19 protein-coding genes and 2 pseudogenes are annotated in these 23,858 nt (G+C 65.6%); 14 read left to right on the forward strand and 7 right to left on the reverse strand.

Features of this window, described 5'->3' with window-relative positions; translation table 11 throughout:
* The 3 genes and pseudogenes from AC5RVB_RS15590 to AC5RVB_RS15600 form a co-directional block, all read right to left on the reverse strand.
* Positions 1-1,031 (reverse strand): DUF4192 family protein (locus AC5RVB_RS15590; RefSeq protein WP_494143090.1); only part of this gene is annotated, 1,031 nt, incomplete at its 3' end.
* A gap of 236 nt (positions 1,032-1,267) precedes the next feature.
* A complete protein-coding gene (locus tag AC5RVB_RS15595; protein ID WP_494143098.1) occupies positions 1,268-2,608 on the reverse strand; it encodes an MFS transporter in 1,341 nt (446 codons plus the stop codon).
* 327 nt (positions 2,609-2,935) lie between these two features.
* Positions 2,936-3,829: pseudogene (locus AC5RVB_RS15600) on the reverse strand (proteasome assembly chaperone family protein); the annotation flags it as partial.
* Positions 3,830-4,085: 256 nt separating this feature from the next.
* Between AC5RVB_RS15600 and AC5RVB_RS15605 the strand changes: the two are divergent.
* From AC5RVB_RS15605 to AC5RVB_RS15670, 14 genes are all read left to right on the forward strand, one after another.
* Positions 4,086-5,615, forward strand: coding sequence for a leucyl aminopeptidase (locus AC5RVB_RS15605; protein ID WP_227902221.1), 1,530 nt, complete (start codon positions 4,086-4,088; stop codon positions 5,613-5,615).
* A gap of 189 nt (positions 5,616-5,804) precedes the next feature.
* Positions 5,805-7,187, forward strand: coding sequence for a dihydrolipoyl dehydrogenase (gene lpdA, locus AC5RVB_RS15610; protein WP_227902222.1), 1,383 nt, complete (start codon positions 5,805-5,807; stop codon positions 7,185-7,187).
* 116 nt (positions 7,188-7,303) lie between these two features.
* Positions 7,304-9,097, forward strand: coding sequence for a 2-oxoglutarate dehydrogenase, E2 component, dihydrolipoamide succinyltransferase (gene sucB / locus AC5RVB_RS15615; RefSeq protein WP_227902223.1), 1,794 nt, complete (start codon positions 7,304-7,306; stop codon positions 9,095-9,097).
* Positions 9,098-9,260: 163 nt separating this feature from the next.
* The gene (locus AC5RVB_RS15620) at positions 9,261-9,608 is read left to right on the forward strand and encodes a hypothetical protein (protein ID WP_227902224.1); all 348 of its coding nucleotides are present in this window, start codon (positions 9,261-9,263) and stop codon (positions 9,606-9,608) included.
* 80 nt (positions 9,609-9,688) lie between these two features.
* On the forward strand, positions 9,689-10,117 hold the full coding sequence (locus AC5RVB_RS15625; protein WP_227902225.1) for an OsmC family protein: 429 nt from the start codon (positions 9,689-9,691) through the stop codon (positions 10,115-10,117).
* A 233-nt stretch (positions 10,118-10,350) separates the two neighbouring features.
* On the forward strand, positions 10,351-10,656 hold the full coding sequence (locus tag AC5RVB_RS15630) for an urease subunit gamma (RefSeq protein ID WP_227902226.1): 306 nt from the start codon (positions 10,351-10,353) through the stop codon (positions 10,654-10,656).
* A gap of 1 nt (position 10,657) precedes the next feature.
* Positions 10,658-11,551 carry a sirohydrochlorin chelatase family protein gene (locus AC5RVB_RS15635; protein WP_494143091.1) on the forward strand — a complete coding sequence of 298 codons (894 nt, stop codon included), beginning with the start codon at positions 10,658-10,660 and terminating at the stop codon, positions 11,549-11,551.
* A 64-nt stretch (positions 11,552-11,615) separates the two neighbouring features.
* Complete coding sequence (locus tag AC5RVB_RS15640) at positions 11,616-12,062, forward strand: urease subunit beta (protein WP_227902228.1); 447 nt, start codon at positions 11,616-11,618, stop codon at positions 12,060-12,062.
* Positions 12,062-13,786 (forward strand): urease subunit alpha, encoded by a 1,725-nt coding sequence (gene ureC, locus AC5RVB_RS15645; protein WP_227902229.1) that lies wholly within the window; start codon positions 12,062-12,064, stop codon positions 13,784-13,786. Before AC5RVB_RS15640 ends, ureC begins: the two co-directional genes overlap by 1 nt.
* A gap of 9 nt (positions 13,787-13,795) precedes the next feature.
* Positions 13,796-14,485 (forward strand): urease accessory protein UreF, encoded by a 690-nt coding sequence (locus AC5RVB_RS15650; RefSeq protein WP_494143092.1) that lies wholly within the window; start codon positions 13,796-13,798, stop codon positions 14,483-14,485.
* Positions 14,486-14,580: 95 nt separating this feature from the next.
* A complete protein-coding gene (ureG, locus tag AC5RVB_RS15655; RefSeq protein WP_227902231.1) occupies positions 14,581-15,213 on the forward strand; it encodes an urease accessory protein UreG in 633 nt (210 codons plus the stop codon).
* A gap of 74 nt (positions 15,214-15,287) precedes the next feature.
* On the forward strand, positions 15,288-16,298 hold the full coding sequence (locus AC5RVB_RS15660) for an urease accessory protein UreD (RefSeq protein WP_494143093.1): 1,011 nt from the start codon (positions 15,288-15,290) through the stop codon (positions 16,296-16,298).
* Positions 16,299-16,312: 14 nt separating this feature from the next.
* Positions 16,313-17,506 carry a HoxN/HupN/NixA family nickel/cobalt transporter gene (locus tag AC5RVB_RS15665; protein WP_494143094.1) on the forward strand — a complete coding sequence of 398 codons (1,194 nt, stop codon included), beginning with the start codon at positions 16,313-16,315 and terminating at the stop codon, positions 17,504-17,506.
* Positions 17,503-18,435 carry an urea transporter gene (locus tag AC5RVB_RS15670; protein ID WP_494143095.1) on the forward strand — a complete coding sequence of 311 codons (933 nt, stop codon included), beginning with the start codon at positions 17,503-17,505 and terminating at the stop codon, positions 18,433-18,435. The genes AC5RVB_RS15665 and AC5RVB_RS15670 overlap by 4 nt, the downstream gene beginning before the upstream one ends.
* Before the next feature lie 39 nt (positions 18,436-18,474).
* Here AC5RVB_RS15670 and crcB read toward each other — a convergent pair whose 3' ends face one another.
* The 4 genes and pseudogenes from crcB to AC5RVB_RS15690 all read right to left on the reverse strand — a co-directional run.
* On the reverse strand, positions 18,475-18,852 hold the full coding sequence (gene crcB, locus AC5RVB_RS15675; protein ID WP_494143096.1) for a fluoride efflux transporter CrcB: 378 nt from the start codon (positions 18,850-18,852) through the stop codon (positions 18,475-18,477).
* A complete protein-coding gene (locus AC5RVB_RS15680; RefSeq protein WP_227928026.1) occupies positions 18,849-19,301 on the reverse strand; it encodes a fluoride efflux transporter FluC in 453 nt (150 codons plus the stop codon). Before AC5RVB_RS15680 ends, crcB begins: the two co-directional genes overlap by 4 nt.
* A gap of 256 nt (positions 19,302-19,557) precedes the next feature.
* Positions 19,558-23,124 carry a S41 family peptidase gene (locus AC5RVB_RS15685; protein WP_494143097.1) on the reverse strand — a complete coding sequence of 1,189 codons (3,567 nt, stop codon included), beginning with the start codon at positions 23,122-23,124 and terminating at the stop codon, positions 19,558-19,560.
* Positions 23,125-23,133: 9 nt separating this feature from the next.
* Positions 23,134-23,858, reverse strand: a pseudogene (locus tag AC5RVB_RS15690) (hypothetical protein); the annotation flags it as partial.

The raw sequence follows: 23,858 nt of genomic DNA on the forward strand, positions 1-23,858 counted from the left end.
CTTGCCCGGCCAGTCCTGGCCCGTCCGGTCCTTGCCCCCGTCCCTGCGACGCCGGATCCGGGCGGCTCCCCTGCTCCGGATAAGGCTGTCGCGTCCGGTGTGCCGTCGCACCCCGCGCCGAGACCAAGGGCATCCCGGGGAAACACTGCCGGGCTGCCCTGGCCGCGGAGCAGTCCGTGGGCTGCGGCTCCCGCCAGGGCTGTTTCCAGGCCGACTGCCGCCAGCACCAGCACCGAATCGCGGATTCCCCGGTCCTGAAGGCTCGCCAACAGAAAACCTGCTGTCTCCGGCGCCTCCCGCAGCCCCGGGTTTCCGCCGGCCAGATCCTGCCCGGAATCCGGCAGATCCGGAGAAAAACATGCGGCCCACAGCCGCAGGGTGCCGCCGAACTGATCCCGTTCACACCAGCGGTCCCCGAACAGTTTTGCGAAGCGTGCCTGTGCGTCCGCCACTTCCTGCCGCCGGCTCCACGGCCGGGCACGGGAGGAACCAACCGCCTGCTCCAGCGAGGGGGCAAAGGCGCTGCCCCGGTAAACCAGTTCGGTGTTCAGGGTGCTGTCCGTGATCTGCGAACGCGGCATTCCCGGCCAGGGGCAGCAGCCCGGGCGGGTGCAGAAATAGTCCCGCCAGTATTCCGGTCCGACCATCCATCCGTCCTGCACCGGGAGCGACACCGCGGCCAGTTCCTTTTCCAGCCTGCGAATCAGGGCGAGGAACGGCGGCCGGGCCGGCTCTGTCCACGGCGCGCCGGTATAGAGCACAAGCAGGGCGCCGTCTGCACGGGTGTCCGCGGCCAGGAACCGGGCAGCGGCAGCGGCGTAGGCCGCGTTGGCGCCGGCTTTCGACGCTGCCCGCACGGGTGGCAGATCCAGCCGAAGAGTGGCTCCGAGGCGGCCGCTGCACAATGCCAACAGCACCAGCGACTCCCGGGGTTCAAAGCCCAGGGTGTGCGGAATCAGACTGAGAATATCCGCCGGATCACTGACGCGGTAGGGATTCTCCGCGGTGCCGTCTGCAGGTTCTGTGCTCATGAGCCCAAGTTTTCCCGCTGCACCGGCAGCGGGCCGCACCGTTCGCCTATCTGTGCATTCGTGCGGCGGAGCAGCCCCCTCACCTGCCCTGTGGAGGCCGGGTCAGGCCGGCAGACCCCGCGCACCGTCCCCGGATGACCGGGCGAGCCGGGCAGACCCGCCGGCGCCCAGACCCTCCGGCGCCCGGATGCCCGGATGTCCGGACCCGTCCTGGTGTTTCCCGGCCGGGTCCCGGGCTACCCGCGGCCGGCGGGGCCGCTGCGTTCGTCCTTGCGGCGCTGGCGTTCCCGCGCCAATGCTGCCCGGAGCGGCGGCAGCGGAGCCCCGTTCTCGGCAAGGCGCAGCCGGATTGCTTTGCGGGTCCGCAGGATGCCCGCAACCCCCACGGCCATCACAGCGAACTGAACGGTCAGCGCAATCCGGAATGAATCCAGCGCGTAGAGGTTGCCGTCGGAGAAACCGTCGTTATTGAGCACATCGAGCACCAGTCCAATCAGGTACATGCTCACCAGCGAGGCAACGAAACCGCCAATGTTCACAATGCCCGTGGCGGTACCCAGCCGGTGGCTGGGGTTGTAGGTCCGGGCAAAATCGAATCCGATCATGGAGCCCGGGCCGCCGACGGCGAGCAGCATCACCAGCAGGACCAGCAGCCACAGGGGCGCAGGTCCGGGATACAGCAGCACGGCAGCCCAGCCGGCGGCCATGGACGCGGCAATTATCAGCACCATGGTGGAACGGCGCAGCGGGTGGCGCCCCACCCAGGAACCCATCCAGGGACCGCAGAGAATGGCTACCACCACGAACAGGGTCATCAGCGACGACGCAACTGCGGGGGTTACCCCTTCGGCACTGACCAGATACGGGAATCCCCACATCAGCACAAACACCGTGCCGGGGAACTGGACGGTGTAGTGGGTCCACATACCCAGCCTGGTTCCGGGCTGGGCGAAGGCTTCCGAGAGGCTTGTCCCGGTCTGGCGCAGCGGCAGGGGTACCGGTGCCTCGCCGCCCTCCGGCCGGTTGCGCACGCAGGCAAGGGTGAGGACCAGGGCAAGCAGGGAAAGGGAGGCAGCAGCGATAAACGCGGTGCTCCAACCGAAACGGTGCAGCACAAAGGCGAACGGAATGGCACTGGCAATCTGCCCCAGCTGCCCCACCACGCCCGTGTACTGGGTCAGGACCGGAATTCGCCGCCCGGAAAACCAGGCGGGCAGCAGACGCAGCACCGAGATAAAGGTCAATGCATCCCCGGCTCCCACCAGGGAACGTCCCAGAATGCCGGCGCCGACCGATTCGGCCGTGGCCAGCTGGAACTGACCGGCCAGCATCAGCGCCGCACCGCCGGCAATCAGCAGCCTCGGACCGAAGCGGTCCACGAGGACACCGACGGGAATCTGCAGCCCGGCATAGACCAGCAGCTGCACCACGGTGAAGACGGACAGGACCGATGCGGTCGCCGAAAACCGATCCGTGGCTTCGATGCCTGCCACGCCAAAAGTAGTCCGCTGGGTGACGGCGACCATGTAGGCGAAAACGCCGACGCCCCAAACAATCCAGGCACGCCGCCCGTTGATCGCAGGAGCACCCCCAGACCTGCCCGAAGAGGATGACCCCTCAGGCGGGGTTGCCCCGGCCGGCCCCGGGTTGGGCGGAACAGCGGAGCTCAACCTTCTGCCTTATCCGCCGAAGTGCGCAGCGGCCGGGGGTTATGCCCCGCCGTTTCGTCCCTTCGGTTCGCCGGTTCCGTGATCCTCAACCGTGCCGTCGGTGGCATGGGGTGCATTCTCCTGATCCGCGTTATCGCTCGGTTCGTACTCTTGCGCCGTATCCGTTTCTTCGCCGGCCTGGCCGTGCGGGTTCTCCGGCCACAGGGCCTCGGACTCCTCTTCGGCCTGCGGGCTGGCCAGATAGGCCTCCACTGCGGCGCCGATTTCCTCGGCGTCCGCCAATTCATCATTGTCCTTCACCAGCAGCGAGCGTCGGACGGTGCTTTCGGTGTACTCGTCATAACGCTTCTCCAGGGTCGAGACCACGCCCTTGACTTCGGCGGAAGCTTCGACCTGCTGGGCGATCTGCCGTTCGACGTCCCGGCCTGCCTCGCGCAGCCGGTCGGTGGGCAGCACCAGGGACGCCGCAGCCCCCAGATACTCCAGTCCGGCGACGGCGGCGGGCGGGAACTCGGCCTCAGCCAGGTAATGCGGAACGTGCACTACATGACCGACGACGTCGACGCCGGCCTCGGACAGCCGCAGTTCCAGCAGGTGCCCGACGGCGGCTTGAACCTGGGCGATCGGAGTCCAGGAACTAATGCCTTCGACCAGATCCGGGCGGTTGCCGTGGGTGGTAACGCCAATGGGCCGCGTGTGCGGAACGGGCATCGGGATTGAATGCACCCAGCAGACCAGCTCCACTTCCAGGGAGTGGACCAGGTGCAGCACTGCAGCGGTAAAGCGTTCCCACTGCAGGTCCGGTTCAAAGCCGCTCAGGAACAGGAACGGCTCCCCCAGCCCGTCATACATGCGGTGCAGTTCAAGCCGCGGCGGCTCATAGTCGCTCAGATGGTCCTCTATAAAGGAAATCTGCGGCCGGCGGTTCCGGTAATCAATCAGCTGATCGGCATCGAAGGTGGCCACCAGGTCGTGGTCCAGGGCATCAAAGAGTTCGTCCCGGATCTGGCTGACCACGTGGCCCGCCTCCGCAAAGCCGGTGAAGCCGACCAGGAGCTTGCGTCCGCGCAGGTCGGCGGAATCCGCCACCTCCGGATTAAGATTAAACAGGGTCAGCGGATCAAGCATGTCTTACCCCTCCCGGCTACTCGTCGGCGTGCTTTCTCGGTACAGCAGGGTTTCCCGGCCGCCGTTACGGGCCGTGATTTGCCACTCCTGTTCCCTTACTCAAGGGTAAACGCACCGAAGTACCCGTTTCATTCCGGGCCCGCCCATGCCGCCGGCAGCCCCGTCCTCCTCCCCCGGTGGCAGCCCGCACGCCTTCTTCGGACTACGATCGATGTGATAACGCAACTCAACACAGAAAACGTGAGGAAGCAGCTTCGTGAACAAAGCCAGTGAGCCCAGCCTGTCGGCAGTGTCAAAGGACGGGCGGAAGGTATCCGCCAACGCACTCGTGATCGGTGTGGGCCAGACCCCTGACGGTCCCGTGCTCATCGAAAGCCCGCTTACCCCCAAGGCGTCCGCCGCTTTGAGCGCGTCCCTGCCGCTGCTCGGCGTCACGGGCGCCGCCGACGAGGTGCACCGCCTGCCGGGCCTGCCTGAGGTCGAAGCCGACATGCTCGTCCTCGCCGGACTCGGGAAGGTCTCCCCCGGGGTTGCGCTCACTGAGGAAACCCTGCGGCGCACTGCAGGCTCCGCCGTCCGGCAGATCGCCGGCACCGGCTCCGTCGCCCTGGCACTGCCCGCCGGCAGCGTAGCCGACGCCGCCGCCGTCGCCGAAGGCGCCCTGCTGGGCGCCTACAGCTTCACCGAGCACCGCAGCGCCGCCACGGCGGAGAAGGTGCCCGCCCCGGTCGCTGAGATCACCGTTATTACTGCCGCAGCCGACGAGAAGGCCATGAAGCCGGCCCTCGAGCGCGCCCGCATCCTGGGCCGCGCGGTCAACGCCACCCGCACCCTGGTCAACCAGCCCCCGAGCCACCTGTACCCGGAGACCTTTGCAGCGGCTGCAAAGGACCTGGCCAAGTCCCTGCCGGTCAAGGTCACCGTCATGGATGAAAAGAAGCTCGAACGCGAAGGCTTCGGCGGCATCCTCGGCGTCGGCAAGGGCTCCTCCCGCCCGCCGCGCCTGGTGAAGCTCGAATACGCGCCGCTGCGCTCCAAGGTCAAGCTGGCCCTGGTGGGCAAGGGCATCACCTTTGATTCCGGCGGACTGTCCCTGAAGCCGGCCGCCGGCATGCAGGCCATGAAGTCGGACATGGGCGGAGCCGCCGTCGTCCTCAACGCCCTGCTGGCCATCGCCGAGCTGGGCCTGCCGATCAAGGTCACCTCCTGGCTGTGCATCGCGGAAAACATGCCCTCGGGTACCGCCCAGCGTCCCTCCGACGTCATGACCACCTACGGCGGCCGCACCGTTGAGGTCCTCAACACCGACGCCGAGGGCCGCCTGGTCATGGCCGACGGCCTCGTTGCCGCCAGTGAGGAGGCACCGGACGCGATCATCGACGTCGCCACCCTCACCGGTGCCCAGATGATCGCCCTGGGCAACCGGGTCTCCGCCGTGATGGGTGAGGAAGGAGTCCGTGACGCAGTCAAGGCCGCCGCCGACCGCGCCGGAGAGCTGTTCTGGCCGATGCCCATCCCCGAGGAGCTGCGCGCCAGCCTGGACTCCCAGGTGGCGGACATTGCCAACCACGGTGAGCGTTTCGGCGGCATGATGACCGCCGCCACGTTCCTGCGCGAATTCGTCGGCGAGGTCAACGGCACCAAGATCCCGTGGGCCCACCTGGATATCGCCGGCCCCGCCTTCAACGAAGGCGCTCCTTACGGCTATGTGCCGAAGGAAGGCACCGGCGTCGCCGTCCGCACCCTGGTGGCCTACGCGGAAGACGTGGTCTCGCGCGCTTCCTAGCAGTTAAAACGGTTCCGTGAAACGGAACTGACGGTTGTGACTGGTGTTTCTCATTACACTTCGCCCCCTACCGCCCGTCTCCAAGTGGATGCCGGTGGTAGGGGGCGATAGGGTGAGACCTAATCACAAACGCCCAAATACTCACCGGCGCGCATGGGCGCGTCAACGATTACGCGAGGGAGCGTCCAAGTGGCCGATAAGGCAGCTGCGCAAGAGTTCGACATCCTGATCCTCGGCGGAGGCAGCGGCGGCTACGCCGCAGCACTGCGCTCCGTGGAGCTGGGATTCTCCGTAGGTCTCATTGAAAAGGGGAAGCTGGGCGGGACCTGCCTTCACAACGGCTGCATCCCCACCAAGGCCCTGCTGCACTCCGCGGAAATCGCGGAGAACGCAAAGACCGCCTCGAAGTACGGCATCAACGCCACCTTTGACTCCGTTGATATGACGGCGGTGAACTCCTACAAGGACAACATCATTGCGGGCAAGTTCCGCGGCCTGCAGGGCCTGATCAAGTCCAAGGGCATCACCGTCATTGAGGGTGAAGGCAAGCTCACCAGCGAAAAGACCATCGAGGTCAACGGCGAGACCTACACCGGCAAGAACATCATCCTGGCCACCGGCTCCTACTCCCGCTCACTGCCGGGCCTGGAAATCGGCGGCAAGGTCATCACCTCCGACCAGGCACTGAAGATGGACACCGTGCCCAAGAGTGCCATCATCCTGGGCGGCGGCGTGATCGGCGTCGAGTTCGCTTCGGTCTGGAACTCCTTCGGCGTGGATGTCACCATCGTGGAAGGCCTGCCCTCGCTGGTCCCGAACGAGGACGCCGCGATCATCAAGAACCTGGAACGCGCCTACAAGAAGCGCGGCATCAAGTTCAGCACCGGCATCTTCTTCGACAACGTCAAGCAGAACGACGACGGCGTGGTTGTCACGCTCGCCGACGGCAAGACCTTCGAAGCGGATCTCATGCTCGTGGCCGTGGGCCGCGGACCGGTCACCGCCAACCTGGGCTACGAAGACGCGGGTATCACCATGGACCGCGGCTTCGTGATCACCAACGACCGGCTGCACACCGGCGTCGGCAACATCTACGCCGTGGGTGACATTGTCCCCGGCCTGCAGCTGGCCCACCGCGGTTTCCAGCAGGGCATCTTCGTGGCCGAGGAGATCGCCGGCCTCAAGCCGGTAGTCGTCGAAGACGTCAACATCCCGAAGGTCACCTACTGCGAGCCCGAAATTGCCTCCGTGGGCCTGACCGAAGCCAAGGCGAAGGAAAAGCTGGGAGCAGAGAACGTCGAGATCCAGGAATACAACCTGGCCGGCAACGGCAAGACCTCCATCCTCGGCTCCTCCGGCCTCATCAAGATGGTGCGCGAGAAGGACGGCCCCATTGTGGGCGTGCACATGATCGGTGCCCGGATCGGCGAGCAGATCGGCGAAGCCCAGCTGATCGTCAACTGGGAGGCGTACCCTGAGGATATTGCCAGCCTGATCCATGCCCACCCGACGCAGAACGAAGCGTTGGGCGAGGCTGCCATGGCTTTGGCCGGCAAGCCCCTTCACGGTTAAACCCAAAGGATTCACTTTCCGGGGCAGCCGGTCCGCCGGCTGCCCCGGAGCACACATCACCGGCACCAGCGGTACGGCTGGTCACAAAAGATCTAACAAGGAGAAACGGGGACAATATGTCTGAAACCGTGAACTTACCCGCCCTTGGTGAAAGCGTCACCGAAGGCACCGTCACCCGCTGGCTGAAGAACGTCGGCGACACCGTAGAGGTAGACGAGCCGCTGCTGGAGGTTTCCACCGACAAGGTTGACACCGAGATCCCCTCCCCCGTTGCCGGCGTTATCGAGGAAATCCTCGTAGCCGAAGACGAAACCGCTGAAGTAGGTGCCCCGCTGGTTCGCATCGGCGACGGCTCCGGCTCCCAGCAGGACGACGGCGGCAGCGCCGCCAGCCAGGAAGCACCGGCGGAGGAAGCACCCGCTGAAGAGGCACCCGCAGCCGAAGAGGCTCCGGCGGCTGAAGAAGAAGCCCCGGCCTCCTCTGATTCCGACTCCGGTTCCGACGCCGGTTCCGGCGAAGGCACCGAGGTCACCCTGCCCGCACTGGGCGAGTCCGTTACCGAAGGTACGGTCACCCGCTGGCTGAAGGCCGTGGGCGACGACGTCGAAATGGACGAGCCGCTGCTGGAGGTGTCCACCGACAAGGTTGACACCGAGATCCCCTCCCCCGTAGCGGGCAAGCTGCTGGAGATCCGGGTCAACGAAGACGACACCGCCGAGGTTGGTTCCGTTCTGGCCGTCATCGGTTCCGGTGCGGCAGCCCCGGCCAAGGCCGAGCCGAAGGAGGCCGAGCCGGTAGCGGCGGCGTCCAAGGACGAGCGTGAAGCTCCGGCTGCCGAGCCGGAGAAGAAGGAAGAGCCCAAGGCCGAGGCACCGAAGCAGGAAGCCCCCAAGGCTGAAGCTCCCAAGGCCGAGGCACCGAAGCAGGAAGCTCCCAAACAGGAGGCTTCTGCCGGCTCCAACGACGGCGGCACCTATGTCACCCCGCTGGTGCGCAAGCTGGCCAACGAGCACGGCGTGGATCTCTCCACCGTCAAGGGCTCCGGCGTGGCCGGGCGCATCCGCAAGCAGGACGTGCTCGAAGCCGCCGAAGCGAAGAAGGCGGAAAAGCCCGCCGCATCCGCACCGGCTTCATCCCCGGCATCGGATAAGGCAGCTCCGGCCCAGATCAGCGAGGCCAGCGCCAAGCTGCGCGGCACCACGGTGAAGGCTCCGCGGATCCGCCAGACCATCGCACGCCGCATGCGCGAGTCCCTGGAGGAATCGGCACAGCTGACGCAGGTGCACGAGGTCGACATGACCCGCATCGCGGCACTGCGGCAGAAGGCCAAGGGCAGCTTCCAGGAGCAGAACGGTGCAAAGCTCACCTTCCTGCCGTTCATCGCCAAGGCTGTTGTCGAAGCGCTGAAGCAGCACCCGAAGCTGAACGCGTCCTACGACAACGAGACGCAGGAGATCACGTACCACGACTCCGAGCACCTCGCCATTGCCGTGGACACGGAGAAGGGCCTGCTGGTTCCGGTCATCAACGATGCCGGCGACCTGAACATCACCGGTCTCGCGAAGAAGATTGCCGATGTCGGCAGCCGGACGCGCAACAACAAGATCGGTCCGGACGAACTGTCCGGCGGCACCTTCACCATCACGAACATCGGCAGCGTCGGAGCCCTCTTCGACACGCCGATCATCAACCAGCCGCAGGTGGGTATCCTGGGCACCGGCGCCATCGTCAAGCGCCCCATGGTCCTCACCGATGCCGAAGGCAATGACAACATTGCCATCCGTTCGATGATGTACCTCTCCCTGACGTACGACCACCGCCTGGTGGACGGGGCCGATGCAGGCCGCTTCCTGCAGACGCTGAAGGCACGTCTGGAAGAAGGCAACTTCGAGGCAGACCTGGGCCTCTAGGACTCCGTGTCGCCCGCAGGGCGCCCTCCCATGGGAGGGCGCCCTGCGCTGTTTAAGCCGCAGCCTCCGAGCCGGGCAACTTCCTCTACATGTTGTAGAAAAGTTACCGCCCGTGCTGCCGGTGTGGTCAAAGGAGCCGACAGCTTGTCGGTAAAGTTAAGGCATGGATATCCTTCACAGCTTCCTTGTCTTCCTGCACATCCTCGGCGCCGCGATCATCGTCGGCCTCTGGTTCGCCCGGATAAAGAACCCCACGGTCCTGCCCGGCCAGTTCCACGGTGCCCTGCTGCAGCTGGTCACGGGCCTTGCTCTGGTGGCCGTCAACGAAATGGGTGACGGCGACGTCAACCACATGAAGGTCGGCATCAAGCTGCTCATCGCCCTGGTCATCGCAGTGCTCGCCTTCATCGGACAGCGCCGCTACAAGAAGGACGAAAAGGTCTCCGCCGGGCTGGCCAACAGCGTCGGCATCCTCACGATTGTCAACATCGCCCTCGCCACTATGTGGTAGTCCGCACCACAGCGGAAATAGGATGGGATGGTGCACCGGCTACGGCCGGTCCCATCCCGTCACTTTTTAAGGAGACCCCCATGGCTACAGTCCGATCAGCCCACACCGTCTGGAACGGCGACCTCTTCAACGGCAAGGGTGACGTGACCCTCGACAGCTCCGGCCTTGGCACCTACGACGTGACGTGGAAGGCGCGTGCCGAAGAGGCCAACGGCAAGACCAGTCCCGAGGAGCTGATCGCCGCGGCGCATTCCGCCTGCTTCTCCATGGCGTTCAGTAATGCCCTTGCCGAAGCCGGCAAGACCGCGGATCGGATTGAGACCTCCGCGGACGTCACTTTCGTGCCCGGAACCGGCATCACCGGCAGCCACCTGAAGGTCACCGCTGTGGTGCCCGGCCTTACGGCGGAGCAGTTCGACGACATTGCAGAGGCAGCAAAGACCGGATGCCCTGTCTCGCAGGCCCTGGCCGGCATCGATATCACCATGGACGCTGTCCTGGAATCCTAGGAACCGCGTGAAGTAACAGGCGCATGGCCCGGCCCGCTTCTGCGGGCCGGGCTTTTTGCGTTTCCGTCCCGTCATGGGCTGGGCGCCAACCTATTTGGGGGGCGGCGGCGGCGGTGTCCCCAGACAGGGTGTTGACCTCTGAAGAGCCCGCGTAGCGTGGTTTCCACGCGAGCTTGGCCCTATGCCAAGGAAGCGGTTTCGATAGGCTCGCAACTGCGTCTGAAGGTAAAAAGATGAACCTCACTCCCAAAGAAATCGACAAACTTTACATTTATCAAGTGGCGGATCTGGCCCGGAAACGGCGGGACAGGGGAACCAAGCTGAGCGTCAGCGAGGCAACCGCGCTCATCTGCGAGGCTATCCTCGAGGGCGCCCGCGACGGCCGGACCGTCGCCGAGGTGATGGAGCTAGGCAAAACCATCGTCTCCGAATCCGAATGCATGGACGGCGTCCGTGAGCGGCTGCCTCTCCTGCAGGTCGAAGCGACCTTTGTCGACGGCAGCAAGCTGGTCTCCTGTCACGATCCCATCGGAGTCTGACTTGACGCGGCCGGCCGAGCCGGATGCGACGGTGGTACTGGTCGGAGGTCATGAGAGCGGCAACGGGACGGATCTCTCCTTCCTTGCGGATTATCTTCCCGACGCTCACATCACCCCTGCCGGACGGCCGTTGCACAACCTGCTCACGCAATTACGCGGGCGCAAACGCCTCGCATCGGATCCCGCGCCGGTGGTGGTGCTGCCCATGACGTTCGGGCGCAACCCCACGCTCATTGCCGATGCGGCAAAAACGCTCAAATGGCTGGAAGCGGGGGCCGACGCTTCCGACGTACCCCTGGTCCTGGCCGATCCTTTCGGCACGGGCGACCACCTCACGGCGTGGCTCCGAGCCGCGGCAACCAATGTGCACCACCGCGCGCCGGAGGCGGGCATGCTCATCATGGCCGATGCGGCCAATCCCTTTGACGACGCCGAGCTCTACCGTATCTCCCACCTTGTGCGCACCCACGGGGCGGGCAACCAGGTGGAAACTGCGACAGTTGAGTCGCCGGCTGAGGTTGTGGACGCTGTTAAGCGGCTGCGGCTTCTCGGCAGCACAGAAACGGTTGTTGTCCCCGCCGGTTTCCGGCAGACGGCGACGCTGCATGGCCATCCGTTGCCGTTCGGTGAAGGCGCACTTGCCAATGCCGGCTTTTACGGTTCTTTGCTCAGCGGGCAGGCAGCGCTGCGTGTTATCCGTGAGCGGGTCCTCGATGCACTGCACAACTTCGAGCATGGCCACAACGGGATCGAGGCCGGACTGCAGGCCGACCACGGCCACGGATACGCACACTCACACGCCTTTGACGCAGCCAACGGCCACTCCCATACCCACGGGCAGGGAGCTAGCGCTGGCCATACACATTTCCACCCCGCCCCCATCGGCTCGACTTAACCGCAGAACTCCCCCACCCAAACATGCCGTGCAGCGACGCTGCACCGCAAGGGAAGGAAACATCATGCTGGGCACCCCCTCTTATGACCACAAGGACGAAGAGATCGAGATTAACGCCGGCAGGCCAAGCGTCACTCTGCTGGTAAGCAACACCGGAGACCGGGCGATACAGATCGGGTCACATTTCCACTTCTTCGAGACGAACAAGGCGCTTTTGTTTGAGCGTGAGCTCGCCTATGGCATGCACCTCGATGTGCCGGCGGGCACCGGTATCCGCATCGAAGCAGGAGATACCAAAGAGGTAACCCTGACGGCGTATGCCGGCAACCGAAGGGTTATCGGCTTCAACAACCTCGTCGATGGCGGGCTCGATTCCACGGCGACCAGGATTCGCGCAATTGACCGCATGAACGAGCTCAAGTTCCAGAACGGCAAACCGAGCGCCAAACCAAGTGCCGGCAGCACCGGCAAGGCGCCGAAAACGGGGAATGCTGGAGAGGGGAAGAAGTGATGGCGAAGATCTCGCGCAAGCAATACACCGATCTCTTTGGTCCGACCACCGGGGACCGGGTACGCCTGGCCGATACCAACCTCGTGATCGAGATTGAGAAGGATTACAACGAAGGCCACTACGGCGACGAGGTTGTCTACGGCGGAGGAAAGACCGCCCGCGACGGCATGGCGGCCGACCCCCAGGCGACATCCGCTGAGGGCGTGCTTGACCTGGTCATCACCAACGCCATCATCCTGGACCCCGTGCTGGGTGTGGTTAAGGGCGATATCGGCGTACGCGACGGCAAGATTGCCGGTATCGGCAAGTCCGGAAACCCGCACACCCAGGACGGTGTGGATCCGCGCCTCGTTGTGGGGCCGGGCACCGAGCTGCTGGCCGGCGAACACTTTATCGCCACTGCGGGCGGTATCGATTCGCACGTGCACTACATCTCGCCGGAACAGGCACAGGCGACCCTCTCCAACGGCATCACCACTATCTTCGGTGGCGGCACCGGACCTACCGACGGGACCAACGGCGTCACCACCACCCCCGGCGTGTGGAACCTGGCCCGGATGCTCGAATCCGCGGAGGGCATGCCCGTGAACATGGGCTTCCTGGCCAAAGGCAACGGTTCGCTGCCGGAGGCACTGATGGAACAGATCGAAGGCGGGGCGGCAGGGTTGAAGGTCCACGAGGACTACGGCACAACACCCGCGGCGCTCAGCAATGCCCTCGCCATGGCCGACCTCTACGATGTGCAGGTTTCGGTGCACACCGACAGCCTCAACGAGGCCGGTTATGTTGAGAACACGCTGGACGCGATCGACGGCCGCACCATCCACACCTTCCACACCGAAGGTGCCGGCGGCGGACACGCGCCGGACATTATCAAGGTGGCCGGGCACCCCAACGTCCTCCCCTCATCCACGAACCCGACCCTCCCCTACACCGTCAACTCCGTCGATGAGCTCCTGGACATGGTGATGGTCTGCCACCACCTCTCCCACGACATTCCGGAAGACGTCGCGTTCGCGGATTCCCGTGTCCGGGCCGAGACCATTTCCGCGGAGACCGTGTTCCACGACGAAGGCATCATCTCGATGGTCTCCTCCGATTCACAGGCCATGGGCCGCATCGGCGAGTCATTTATGCGTACGTTCCAGATAGCCCACCACTGCAAGGACCAGCGCGGCAAGCTGCCCGAGGACAGCCCGGACAATGACAATTTCCGGGTCCTGCGCTACCTGGCCAAAATCACCATCAACCCGGCCATCACCCAGGGCGTGTCCGATTACATCGGCTCCCTGGAAGAAGGGAAGATGGCCGACATCGTGCTCTGGCCGATCCAGTCCTTCGCCGCAAAACCGCGGCTGATCGTCAAGGGCGGCCTGATCAACTGGGCGCTGATGGGTGATCCAAATGCCTCGCTGCCCACCCCTCAGCCGGTGTATTACCGCCCCATGTTCGGTGCGCAGGGCAAAGCGCTGCAGAGCACGCGGGCAACCTTTATGTCCAAGGCTGCCATCGACAAGGGCGTGCCGGAGAAGCTGGGGCTCGAAAGCCAGGTGCTGCCGGTGCAGCGCTGCCGCGGCATCGGCAAGCAGCACATGGTGCGCAACAGTGCCACGCCGAACATCGAGGTGGACCCGGAGACGTACAACGTGACGTACAACGGCACGCTGGCCAGCATCCCTCCTGCCCAGTCCCTGCCGCTGACCCAGTTGTTCTTCCTCGCCTAGGAGCAACGCATGACAGATGTACGCCAGTTGCTGACCAGCCTGCAGTTTGCGGACTCGGCATTTCCCAGCGGCTTTTACACGATGTCCCACAGCCTCGAGGGCTACAGCCAGGCGCACCTCGTAGGCCGGGACGGCGTGCAGCAGCTGCTGGGCGATCTGCTGCTGCACGCCGTCGGACCCTCGGATGCAACCGCCCTCGCCACCGCGCACCGCGCGGCGGCGGGCGGCGACGTCGACCGCGTTCAGGAGGTCGACCAGCTGCTGTTTGCCTCGAAACTGAACGCGGAAATGCGCACCGCCTCCGTGCGCAGCGGGCACCAGCTCATCGATTTGGGCGCCGAGCTGATTGACCAGCCACTGCTCGCGGAGTACCGCGAACGGGTGCGGCTGCGCAGTACGCCCGGTTGCCAGCCGGTTGCCGCAGCAGCGGTGTACGCGGCAAACGGAGTCGACACCAGGCACGCAGTGGCCGCGGACCTGTTCGCTTTTTCGGCCAGCTTCGTCGGCGCGGCCCTGCGCTTGCGACTGACTGATCACCGGCAGGCACAGGCCGTGCTGCTGGCAACCGCCGGCGTGATCGAACAGGTCACGGATGCCGCTTTGGGACGCGATCTCGCCGACCTGGGCGGTTGCGCACCCATGTCCGATGTGATGTCGGCCAGGCATGAGCGGGCCGAGGCCCGCCTGTTCGCCAGCTAAGGCAGGCACACGGTATGTCCGCACGGTATGGGGCCTGAACCTTCGTGCAGCAACCGCAGACAAAAAACAGCATTCACACCGAAACAGAGGAAACCATGAGCGAGAACGTGTTGAGAATCGGCATTGGCGGTCCCGTTGGCAGCGGCAAAACGGCACTGACGGAGGCGCTGGTACCGCTGCTGATCGAGGCCGGCCGCACCCCCGGCGTGATCACCAATGACATCTACACCCAGGAGGATGCCCACCACGTCCGAAGGGAGCTGGCAGGCATTCTCGACCCCGAGCGCGTCATGGGCGTTGAGACCGGGTCCTGCCCGCATACGGCGGTGCGCGATGACCCGACCATGAACCTGGCCGTCGGGGCGGAAATGCTGGAACGGTTTCCTGAGATCGACACACTGATATATGAGTCGGGCGGCGACAACCTGACCCTGACCTTCTCACCGGCACTGGCCGATGTGTTTGTCTTCGTGCTGGATACCGCCGAGGGCGAGAAAATGCCCCGCAAGCGGGGTCCCGGCATCACGGACAGCGACATCCTGGTCATCAACAAAATCGACATCGCCCAGTATGTCCGCACCGATCTGGACGTAATGGAGTCCGATGCCCACCGGGTGCGCGAGGACAGGCCGGTAGTACTGACGAACTCGCTGACGGGGCTCGGAGTGGACGAACTTCACCGGGAAATCATGTCCCAGTGGGGCGCCAGAACCGAGCTGATCGGATGAGGCTGAAGACAACAGACCCTGAAAGCACTGCGGAGCCCGCAGGGATCGGTGCCGGAGCAGGCCGGCTTGCCGGCGTGAGCGACCTGTCCCGGCGGGCGGTTCAGCAGACCGGTGGCCGGGTGCCGAGCACTGGCGGCTACCGCCTTGAGCCCGCATTCTATGAACCGGAGCGGGTGCCGCCCGAGGTTCTGCAGCAGTCCCGGGTCTGGCGGGGCCTGCCGGTTGGCAGCCCGGGCAAGGTGGGCATCCTGCAACTTGGATTCGACCGCAACCGGGGCCGTACCGAACTGGTACAGCACTACCAAAAATCACCGCTGCAGATCATGCATCCCCTGTACTTTAATGAGTTGCGCCCGGACATGGCGTACACCTACCTGATGTCCTCCGGCGGCGGCATCCTGCACGGAGACCGGTTGCGTACCGATTTGCGCTTCGGTCCGGGCACCGCGGCGCACGTGACCACTCAGACCCAGACCAGGGTCTACCGCATGGAGCACGACTACGCTTCCGCGATTGTGAACATCACCGTCGAAGAAGGTGCCTACGCGGAGTACCTGCCCGAGCCCGTGGTGCCCTTTGCCGATTCACGCTTCTACCAGCAGACATCGGCGGTGGTGGACGAGTCGGCCACGCTGTTGCTCGGCGAGACCCTGTACGCCGGCAGGCTCGCCCGCGGCGAACGGCATGCCTACGATGTGTACGCCTCGGATCTGGAGGTGCGGCGGCCGGACGGCCGCCTGGTCGCCCTGGACCGGTTGCGGCTCATCCCCGGCAAGGGTGGAGACGGTGCAGAATCCGGGGTGAACGGGCTCGGCGTGCTTGCCGGACACGATGTGCTTTCCATGCTCTACGTCGTCACACCAGACGTCCCTGTTGTCCTGCTCGCAGACACACTGCACCGGGCCGTTGAAGAGCGCGGAGGTGACCTGATCTTCGGCGTGAGCACGCTACCCGGCGATACGGGCGTGTGGATGCGCCTGGTGGGAAACGACACCGTGGCCGTGGCAGCTGCGGGGACAGCCGCGGCCGCCGCCGTTCACGAACTGCTGACCGGGCTGCGGGCCCCCGTCATTCGAAAAAGCTAGAAAGGGGTCTGACAGTGCCTAACAACATACAGGAGCAGGCAGCGAAGTCGGGGCGCTCCTACCGGGCGCAGGTGGTGCTCGCCTTCATTCCGGTTGCGCTGCTGCATATTGTGGGTTTCGGGCTGTTTTTCTTCCTGGTTGAGCCATTGCACCTGCAGCTGGGCACCTCTGTATTCGGAGTCGGCATAGCCGTGGTGGCCTATGTGCTGGGTGTGCGGCACGCCTTCGATGCCGATCACATTGCCGCCATCGACAACACCACCCGCAAGCTCGTCGATCTGCGCAAACCGGCCGCCGGCGTCGGCCTGTTCTTCTCGCTTGGGCACTCCACCATCGTTTTCCTCATGGCGGCGCTGCTGGCACTTGGAGTGAGCTGGGCGGTGGGCCTCAGCGACGACGGCAACGGTGTGCGGAACGGCCTCGGCGTGTTCGGGACGGTGGTCTCCGGCGTCTTCCTGCTCCTGATCGGGCTCATCAACGCCGTCGCGTTCATGGGAATCCTCAAGGTTTGGCGGGCCTCTCGCAACGGTGACCTGGATGAGCTGGAACTGGAGCGGCATCTGCAGGGCCGCGGCTTCATCAGCCGTCTCATCCGGCCAATGCTCCGGTCAATCGACCGGCCCGGAAAGATGTACGCCGTCGGCTTTCTGTTCGGGCTCGGCTTCGATACCGCCAGTGAGATCGCCCTGCTGGTGCTGGCCGGAACAGGGGCAGCGACAGGGCTGCCCTGGTACGCGATCCTCTGCCTGCCCCTGATCTTCGCAGCCGGTATGAGTTTGTTCGATACGCTCGATTCCGCCGTCATGGTGAAAGCCTACGGATGGGCCAGCGTCAATGCGGTGCGCAAGCTGTACTACAACCTCACCATCACCGGGCTCTCGGTAATGATTGCCGTCATGATTGGCGGCATTGAGCTGGTCGGGCTGCTGAACGAGAAGCTCGGCCTGCGCGATCCGCTCACCGGATGGGTCGCCGCCATCGACCTGGAAAACGTGGGCTACATTGTGGTGGCCACGCTGATACTTGTCTGGCTGATCTCCACCGCTTACTGGCGGTTCGGACATGTGGAGGAGCGCTGGGCGCTTGCGAACGGGACGGCCGGCTCCGGGAGCGGGGCTGCCGCGCCGGGCGGACCACAACCCGGAGCAGAGCCGCTGCCCGGGAAGGAGACGCCACCCGATGACGCCACCGGAAAGAGGCTGCCGTGAGCACCGCGGGGGCGGCGACACCGGGCCCGGCCATCTCGGGCACGGAGTGGCTGAGGGGCTGGGGACAGGGACTGTCGCAGATCTTCTTCCAGAGCAATATCTACACTGCCCTGTTGTTCCTGGCCGCCTTTGCCGTGGCTGACTGGCGGATGGCAGTCCTCGTGCTGATTGCGTGCGCAGGAAACATGGTGGGAGGGCGCCTGCTCAAAGCCGATTCCCCGTCGGTCGTATCCGGTATGGAGGGCTTTTGCGGCGCCCTTGTCGGAGCCGCCACCTTCTCCATCATGGGCGGGGCCCAGTGGGCGGCGTATCCCATCGCGCTCGTCGGCGGCATACTTTGCGCCCCGGTGACCTGGCTGGTGGTTGCCCTGTTCACCAAGACACCGCTGAGGGTGTTCTCCCTGCCGTCCACGACAGCCCCGTTCTGCATCGTGGCGACGGCCATCCTGGTCAGCACGGAGGCACTGCACCTGCCTTCAGCGCCGTCGGCCACCATTGACTCCGAGCCGCTGGCCTTCGCCCGCTCTCTTCTGACGAACGTCTCCGAAGTGGTGCTGATCAACAACGTCTGGTCAGGCGCCCTCATCCTGCTGGGGTTGTTCGTGGCGGGCTGGAAAGTGGGACTGGCCGGGCTGCTCGGCAGCGTGGTGGGAAGCCTGTGCGCGCTGGCGATGGGTGAGGCCCTTACCGAGACGGCCAACGGGCTGGCGGGCTACTCGGGTGTCCTCACCGCCATAGCCCTCGCCGTCGTCTTCCTCCGCAGCAGCGCTGTTTCGTGGGTGCTCGCCGTGATCGGAACGGTGGTGACTGCCGTGGTAACGGTGATCATGCACGATCTGAACGCTCCCACCTACACGTGGCCTTATATCCTCACCACCTGGGTTTTCCTGGTGATCGCCCATTACATTCCGGCTGCCAAGCGTCCCTGACCGGACCTTGCGGCCCAGGGCCCCTACGGCCCGTGGAATCTACACCGCGGCGCCGATCCAGAGGCCGATCACAGCGGCGGCGACGGACAGTACCAGCATGACAATGCCGCTGATGAAGGACGCCCCGTAGCGGCCCTGCTTGATCAGCTGCACCGTCTCGTAGCTGGCGGTGCTGAAGGTGGTGTAGCCGCCGAGGAACCCGGTGCCGATCACGATGCTCAGATCCGTGGACACAAAGCGCTCGATGGTGAGTCCCGTGAGCAGCCCGAGAACGAGCGAACCGGAGACATTGATGATCGTGGTCGCCCACGCAAACTCGGTTTTCATATGGGCACGGATGTATCCGTCCACAATGAACCGGACCGTGGCGCCTACTCCGCCGGCCAATGCCAGCAGGAGGAAAATCCCCGGGGTCATGAGCCCTCCTCCTGTTCGTGCCGGCGGCCGGAGCCGCGGGCATTGATGGCGCCGGCGGCGATACCGGCCCAGGTGGCACAGGCACCGATGAGCACCGTGCCGAGGGCATAAACGATCGCTATCCAGGGCAGACCGTCACGGAAGAGCACGGCCGTGTCAGTGGCCAGCGAACTGTACGTTGTAAAGCCGCCGCAGAAGCCCGTGCCCAGGAGCAGCTTCAGGTTCTTGCCGGTTGGGCGGGAACTGTCGAGCCGCGTCACCGCCTCGTACAGGTAACCGAGCAGAAACGCGCCGACCACGTTGATCAGCGGGATGGCCACCGGCACCGAACCGAGATTCGGGATGGCCAGCGAGAGCCCTTCGCGGCTCGCAGCGCCCGCTGCGCCGCCGACGGCGACCAGCCCGATCGCCGCCCAGCGCAGGTATGCCGGGCGGGTGCCGGCATTCATTCCACGCTCCAGGGGTTTGCGCCGCCGGCAACACAACGTGCTGCGAGCTGATGATTTTGCGGGGAATCCGGGTGAGTGCCCATCTTTGTGAGATTACTCCTGCCCGGTTGCACCGACAACGCATGCGAAGCCCCTGCCCCGGCTGAGTGCCGGAACGATGGAAACGCCCGGTAACGCGCAGACGTGGCTGGAGCCGGACCGGTGTTCCCAGTCCGGCTCCAGCCGTAATTATTGACGGGCGTGTGCGGCCTCGGCCCTAGTGTCGGTTGTCCTTCGCGTCGGTGCCGGCGGAAACCGGTGCCGGGATGGACAGGTCACCGTTCTCCTGCCGGGACCCGGCCTGGCCATCCTGCGGGCGGGGAGGCAGCGGTGCCGGCTGCAGAGTCGGGTAGCCCGTGAGCGCGGGCGGCTCGTCCGTAGGCAGTTCCGAGAGCATTTCCCGGAGGATGCCCACACCGTGTTCCAGCTGGGGATCCTCGCCGGCTACGTAGGCGTGCGGAGGGAACGTCACCTCAATGTCCGGCTCGACACCGCGGTTCTCAACACCCCAGCCCACCCCGCCGGTGAACCAGTAGGCGTACCGCGGCTGGTTGACGGTGGTGCCGTCCACCAGATTGAACCGACCGTCAATGCCGACGACGCCGCCCCAAGTGCGGGTGCCGATCACCGGGCCGATACCGCGCAGTTTGGAGACCTGCGTGATGATGTCACCGTCCGAGCCGGCGAACTCGTCAGTCAGGATGACCACCGGTCCGCGGGGCGCGTGGGCCGGGTAGGGGCTGGGCTGGCCGCCGCGGGGCATGTCCCAGGCAGTAACCTTGCGGCCTATCAGTTCGGCAACGAGCTGGGAGGTGTGGCCGCCGCGGTTCCTGCGGACATCCACCACCAGCGCCTGCCGGGATGCCTCCTGGTCCAGGTCGCGGTGCAGCTGCGACCAGCCATTGGCCACCATGTCGGGTATGTGCAGGTAACCGAACGCTCCGTTGGAGGCCTCCCGCACAATCCGCCGGTTGGCGTGCACCCAGTTCTGGTAGCGGAGCCGTTCCTCGCTGCGCAGCGGCACGACGGCGATGCGGCGCTGCGAGGGCGCCCCGGCGTCGTCGGCAGAGACTATGGTCAGCTCCACCGTGCGCCCAGCTGCACCGGTCAGAAGTGCCGCAGGACCTTCCCGGGGCGGGACGGGTACACCATCGATGGCGGCAATGACGTCGCCGGGGTGAACGTCGGCCCCCGGGGCGCTGAGTGGCGAGGTTGCCTGCGGGTCCGAAGATTCGGCGCCCAGGATCCGAACCACTTCCCAACCCCCGGCTCCCGGCCGCAGATCCGCACCCAGGAAACCCTGTCCGCCGGCACCCTGCTCCGTGACCGGAACCGGGGTGACATACGCGTGAGAGGTACCGAGCTCTCCGTGCATCTCCCAGAGCAGGTCCACGAGGTCATCGTGGCTGCCGAGGTTGTCTACCAGGGGCCGGTAGCGGGCATGCACGCCTTCCCAGTCCAGGCCGCCCATGTCCGGGGCCCAGAAGAAGTCGCGCTGCAACCGCCAGGCCTCGTCGAAGGCCTGGCCCCAGACCTTGACCGGATCAATGCGTACGCGGATGCGGTCCAGATCCACACGGATGTTTTCCGCGGAATCCTCCTCCACCCGGGAAGCGGCGGGAACTACCCGGACACCGCCTTCGTGGCGTAAAACCACCTTGCTGCCGTCGCCGCTGACCTCGTAGCCTTCGAGGGCCGGCACCAGGACGGACAGATCCTTGGTCAGCAGGTCGAACCGCTCCAGCCGGGCGGCCGGATCCCGGTCGGTCGCTGTGGCCCGGCCATCGCCGGTGACGCCGTAGATGTCGTTTGCCTGCCAGAGCAGGGCCGAATCGGCGGCCCGGAGTTTGGTGTAGCGGCCCTGCGGCACGGGAACGGCGATGATGCGGTCGCCGATCCGCTCGGCATCCACCTGCACGTCAGGGACTGTTTTCTTCGGCGTTCCGCCCTCCGCTGCTTCTGCGGCCACGGGAACCGAACCGCCGGAGACCGACGGGCCGAATGGTGACGGCGTGCCCGCCGCCAGCGCCACCAGGAAGGGCTTGGTGGAGGAAGGGAAGCTCAGATCGAAGCGGTGCGTGTCATAGACGGGGTCGAAGCTGCGCTCCGAGAGGAATGCCAGGTAGCGGCCGTCCCGGGTGAAGGAGGGATCGTGATCGGCGAAACGGCCATCCGTAACGTCGATGACCGGTGCGGAGGCGTCGACGGCGGAGCGCAGGCGGATCCTGGTCCGGCCCTCCCCCGTGGTCGGTTCCGCCCAGGCAAGCCACTGCGAGTCCGGTGAGAACGCCAGCTGGTCCACTGCACCGAATTCGGATGCGGCAACCGGGCTCAGTTGCGCGGTGGAGGTTTCAAGGATGAACACTTCCCCGTATTCCGTGGCCACCCCTACGCGCTCTCCGTCCGGGCTCGGAACCAGTTCGCTCACGCGGGTGGGCCGGTCGAATCCGATGCGTACGGTGCCGCTTTCCGTGGCGGGAACAGCCGGAGATGCTCCGGCAGCGGTGTCCTGCGCTTCGGTCTGAGCTGCGGGTACTGCAGCGCGGTCCTGCGGTCCCCGGGATCCGTGGGTGGTGGTGCTGGAGGCAGAGACGGGGCTGGGAAGGACCAGCCCGGTGTCCGCAGCCGGCTCGTTCGCCGGGCTGCCGGCGGGCAGCCCGCCGTCCCGGGCGGAGCCGCCGGAAGCGGTGTCCACATCGGCAAAGACTTTCCGGATGTAGATTGCTTCCTCGCCCTGGCTGTCCGAGACGAAGACGGCGTGGGTCTCTCCCAGCGGACGGCCCAGGCGGGCACGCACGGCGGAGTCTGCCTCGATGACGCGGGAGGGGCCGTCGCGGTGTGTCAGCCAGTGCAGGGTGCCGTGGGTTTCCACCACGCTCGCGGTGCCGGTGGCGTCCGGGACGGCTGCGGCCAGGTGCCTGGCAACGTTGAGCGGTCGGGGGCGCCGCGCGGTACCGGCGGACCCGAGCGAAATCTCCAGCGGCTGCGCATCAGCGTCCAGTGATGCCAGGAGCCAGATGCGTCCTGCGGATTCAAAGACAATCCGGGTGCCGTCCGACGAGGCGTGCCGGACGTAGAAGCCTTCAAAATCAGTGTGGCGGCGCAAATCGGTGCCCTGGGGGGTGACCGAATACAGGTTTCCGTAACCCTCATGGTCGGAGAGGAAAACGACTCTCCCGTCAATCCACATGGGGTCGGACAGGTTGCCGTCAAGCTCGGGGACGAGCCGGACGAATTCGCCGTTGCCGTCCGCGTCGATCCACAGCTTTCCGGCAGTGCCGCCCCGGTAGCGCTTCCACCAGGCCTGTTCGCGGGTCAGCATGCTGCCGATCACCATTGGGCGTTCGTCGCCGACTGCGGGGCCTTCGGCGATGGTTTCCACCGGCCCGTAGGGCAGTTTGACCGGGGCGGTGCCGTCGAGCGGGACGGTGTAGGCCCACCGGAGCCGGTTGTCTTCCTGCTCCACGGAACTGGTGGCGATAACGTCTCCGGCTGAGTTGAAGCCCTTGAGCCGCGTGCTTTGGCACCCCCAGAAGGTCAGCTGACGGAAATCCCCGCCCTGGACCTCTGCCGTGACAATCTCCGGAGCACCGCCCTGGACCACCTGCCAGGCCAGCCGGGTGCCGTCCGGTGAAAACTTGGGGCTGCGTGCCGGCAGTTGCATCGAGGAGATACGCCAGGCCCGGCCGCCGGATACAGGTGCCATCCACACGTCGTCTTCAGCCACGAAGGTGACAAGGTCGCCGTGCAGATCGGGGTAACGAAGGTAAGCAGTTGGACTCATGGAACGATCCTATCTTTCGGTACCGGCTTCCCCGTGTAGGACCATGCCTTCGCCCGCTGCGAGAATCCGGCTGATTTTCCATGCTCCGTCGCTGCGCAGCAACACCAGCTGTACCTGTTGCTGCTGCCCGTCGGCCTGATGCACCACGCTGCCTTCCGCGTCCACCTGTTCGTAGGCGGAGACCTCCAGCCGTACAGTGAGCCCGGCCGTCTCCCCGAGGGCGTCCCCTGTTGCCGCCCGTTGCCCGTCCCCGCCGTCCGCCGTGGCCAGGACCGCCGCCTGCATGTCCAGTCCGCGGAGGGTATGGCCGTCACGTGCAAGCCGGCTGATCTGCTGCTGGTCCTCCCGCAGGGCCTGGGACCCCGGGGCATTAACGAGGTGCAGCAGCTCGGGATCGGCTGTGGCGAACGCCCGAGCCCGCAGTTCTGCGAGCGCGGGCAGGGCCTGTGCCGGGTCCGGAACGGAAGCCTCCGCCAGCAGGGTTGCCACCGGCTGGGCCTGTTTCGCCGGGCCGCCCGTTCCGGGAGCCTCTCCGGGCGGTGGCGTCAGCTGCCCGGAACCGGCAGGCGGTTCGCCAGCCGCCGGGCGCAGCACCTCGGGAGCAGCAAGGGCGACGCCGGCGAGCACCAGTACCGCAAGCACCAGCGCGGTGGCGGCGGCCGGCCCCACCGTACTGCCGCCACCCCGACGCCGCCGCAGTTGCCCCCAGTCCCCCAAATTACCCGCACGGTTGC

The sequence above is a fragment of the Arthrobacter sp. Y3225209 genome (assembly GCF_059090685.1).